We start from the raw sequence: 3,381 nt of genomic DNA on the forward strand, positions 1-3,381 counted from the left end.
CGAGACAAGCTGCGCCCGACATGGGATTACCGCCATGCCGAGCGCGATATCAGATGAAGCGGATCAGACCGTACCGGTGGGGGACTCCGCTCTGGGGCTCACCCGTTCTGACTACGTCGATATTTCCAAATCAGAAAGCAACGATGCGATCAGTGCATCCGGAGCCTTAAACCGGCCCCGCCTCAGTTCTGGCGGAACAACCGCCTCGACAGCTTCCAATTTTTCGGACGGGTCCATGCGGAGGTAAACCTCCGTCGTGCGGATATCTGCGTGGCCGAGCCAGAGGGCGACCTTGCGGATGTCGTGGGTCGCCTGCAGCATGACGACTGCGCAGCCGTGCCGAAGCTGATGAGGTGAGACGCGACGGTCGCGAAGCGATACGCAGCTCCCGGCTGCTTTGACGACATACTTGTCGAGGACATACTCGAAGCCGGCACGGGTCATCGGGTCGCCCTGAGCATTGACGAAGAGCTCCGGCACACGGACCTCGCCCCGGACACTTAACCAAGCGCGAATGTCGCGCGCAGTGTCTTTCCAGAGCGGCAGGCAGCGTTCCTTGCGGCCCTTTCCCAGAACTGTCACGCTCGCGCCGTGGCGAAGCGACAGATTTGCCGTCAAAACTCCGATCAATTCTGACACTCGCAAGCCTCCGGCGAAGCAGAGATGCATCATCGCCCGATCACGGATGCCAGATCTCGTCGTAAGGTCGGGTCCGTTAAGAATCGCTCGGACCTCTTCCATTGTCAGATGGCGAATGAGCTTCTGATCGTGGCGTTTGGTCGGGATCGCATGGACCCGCCCGATCTGCTCCAGTGCGGACGGCACCTTGTGCTCGAGGTAGCGCATGAACGCCTTGATGGCGGCGAGCCGCACATTGCGCGTCGATGCGCTGTTGCCGCGATCTTGTTCAATGTGCGCGAGGAAAGCCACGATCATCGGTGCATCGAGGTCTTCGATCCTGAGCAAAGACGGGCGAGTGCCGAGCCGTTTTGCTGCGAAGTTGAACAGCAGCTTGAAGCTGAACGCGTATGTCTCGCAGCTTTGTGGGCTGTAACCTCGCTGTCGAGGCATGTAGTCTCGCAGGAAGCCGGTGATAAGAGGGGCGAGCTTCGTCATGCGGCATTCTCCCCGACCAAAGCCTCTGCCGCCGCGGCGATGTCGGCCATCATTTCCGGCGTCGCCTGAAGATACCAGTATGTATTGTGGATACTGACATGACCCAGGTACGTCGACAGGGCGACGAAGTGCCTGGCAACTGCGCTGCGATCGGCGCCGCATTGTTCCAGCACCCGGGTTGCGAACGTATGACGAAGGTCATGGATGCGTGGCGGTTGACCTCGCTCCGGGGCAATACCCGCTCGTCGCAGCAGGGAGCGGAACGTACAATTGACGGTCGTCGGGTAGAGCTGTCGGTGCTGGACGGATGGGAAGAGCCAATCGCTCTCGCCAGCGCGTTGGCGCCGGATCTCAAGATAGCCTTGGAGCGCTTCGATGACGGTGGCGTGCAGCGGCACTAGGCGGCTCTTGCGGAACTTTGTTTCCCGAATGTGCAAAACGCCATCGGGCAAGATGTCATCGAGCCTGAGTGCAAGAGCTTCGGAGATGCGAAGTCCAGTGGCCGCGATCAGACCGAAGAGCGTGACATAGAGTTCGCGACGCAGCGGATTGGGCTTTTGGAGCCTGAGATTGCCGGCAGTATCGAGGATCCGGGCGATCTCGTCCTTTGTGTAGATGTAGGGCACCGGTCGATTGGTGGCCCGCTTGATATCCGCAGGCGGGATCTCGTGACGCGGATCTTCCGCATGAAGAAAGCGGGCAAACCCGATCAGGTTCGTCAGGCGATGCGCCATGGAGTTCGGCGTTTTAGCAGCCGTCGGCAACCATGTGAGAACCGTTGCAGCCCGAACGTGGCTCTCGCCCCGCTCGGATGCAAAGCGCGCGAACGCCAGAAGATGCCGTTCGGCCTTGATCAGCTTATAACCGAGCGCTCGACGTAGACTAAGATAGCGACTGACGTCAGCGCTCAGCATGGCAACCTCCCGCCCCAAGGCTGCGCGATTTCCGACAGCAGGCCGATGTCCACCTTAGCGTACAGCGCCGTCGTTGATGGAGAACGGTGGCGCAACACGGCCCCGACTCCGGCAAGGCTTGCGCCGTTACGCAGCATCGCCGTCGCTGCCGAGTGACGCAACACATGTGCACCGCGATGGATGCTTTCAATTCCTGCTCTGTCGAGCGCGCGACGCACGATGCACTTCACGGCAATGCGGCTCAGTGGTCTGATTGGCGCGATATCCGTCAGGAACACTCGCGTCGTCGCAATGCGCGGCCTTGCCCGTTCAATATAGGCCAATATAGCGTCGCCAACCTCCTGGGGCAGCGGCAGCCATTCCTCGCGCCGGACCTTACCGATAAGTGCTATTCGGCCATTCCTCCAGTCAATGTCATCGAAGCTGAGAGTGCTGACTTCGCTTGCCCTGAGGCCCAATCGAGCCAGCAAGAGCATGACAGCGCGATCGCGTAACCGGCTTTCGCCGTCACATGTGGCAAGGAGGCGGTCGATGTCACTTTGCGCAAGAAAGCGCGGCGTCGTCACCAATTGCCAACTTGCGAAGTTCGGAACCGCGTGCTCCCGACCAGCGGGACATTTTCCCATCGCGACGAGATATTTTAGGTAGGCGCGCGTGGCGACGGTAATACTCTGTGCCCAATGGCGTCCGTGCGGCTTGGCGGACTCGAGCACGAACATGCGGATTGCTGAAGCTGTATAAGCAGCTGGATCTGCACCCAAGGACATCATAAATTTCACGAGGACGGCTTGATAGGTATCAAGAGTGGAAGCCTTGACACCGCGTTGTTCTCGCATCCACCGACGGAAAGTAGCCAATTCAGGCCAGGTTTCGTCCAATGAGGGGCGTTGCTCCGGCGGCAGGATGTCCAGCTCGCGAAGGTATTCGACGAACAGCTTGGCAGCACCCTGTGGCGCACGGGCAGTTCTGTTGCCGTGGAACACTGATGCAGAAGCGCTCAAGCCCGCGGTAAGTGTGTCGACGTCGTGGCCGGCGGCACGTACCCAATCGCCCCACAATGCCAGAAGGCGCACCACCTCCGTTATCGTCGCGGCCGAGTAATTCCGCTGGACAAGCCAGTGCTTGAAGCCGTCGACATGTGGTTGCAGCCAATTGATGCGAACATTGACGCTGCGGCGATGTCTGTACTTTCGCTTTGTCACGCTATTTTCCTCGATTTGATCGTTGGTGCCGGTGAAGTCCGGCGTGTCGAACAAATCGGAGGTTTCAAATCCATTCCAGCGCTAGGCGAGCGACATTCCCGTTCCTTAAACTCCCCGAGAGCCAACAAGGCAAAGGTTGGCATGTTGAC

3 protein-coding genes are annotated in these 3,381 nt (G+C 59.5%); all 3 read right to left on the reverse strand.

Annotation, left to right across the window (positions count from 1 at the left end; translation table 11 throughout):
- Positions 1 to 111: 111 nt before the first annotated feature.
- The 3 genes from AKG12_RS28865 to AKG12_RS28875 are packed head-to-tail and all read right to left on the reverse strand — an operon-like array spanning position 112 to position 3,286.
- Positions 112 to 1,116, reverse strand: a complete 1,005-nt coding sequence (locus tag AKG12_RS28865; protein WP_046797782.1) for a tyrosine-type recombinase/integrase — start codon at positions 1,114 to 1,116, stop codon at positions 112 to 114.
- Entirely contained in the window at positions 1,113 to 2,030 is a 918-nt protein-coding gene (locus tag AKG12_RS28870; protein WP_046797783.1) for a tyrosine-type recombinase/integrase, read from the reverse strand. Before AKG12_RS28870 ends, AKG12_RS28865 begins: the two co-directional genes overlap by 4 nt.
- Entirely contained in the window at positions 2,024 to 3,286 is a 1,263-nt protein-coding gene (locus AKG12_RS28875; RefSeq protein WP_245282252.1) for a tyrosine-type recombinase/integrase, read from the reverse strand. The genes AKG12_RS28870 and AKG12_RS28875 overlap by 7 nt, the downstream gene beginning before the upstream one ends.
- Positions 3,287 to 3,381 lie beyond the last annotated feature (95 nt).

This window comes from Agrobacterium sp. SUL3 (assembly GCF_001263295.1).
GTDB lineage: Bacteria > Pseudomonadota > Alphaproteobacteria > Rhizobiales > Rhizobiaceae > Agrobacterium > Agrobacterium tomkonis.

Excerpts from the sequence above, each read along its gene's own strand:
- AKG12_RS28870 (WP_046797783.1), bottom strand. The coding sequence starts at position 2,030 with ATGCTGAGCGCTGACGTCAGTCGCTATCTTAGTCTACGTCGAGCGCTC.
- AKG12_RS28865 (WP_046797782.1), bottom strand. The coding sequence starts at position 1,116 with ATGACGAAGCTCGCCCCTCTTATCACCGGCTTCCTGCGAGACTACATG.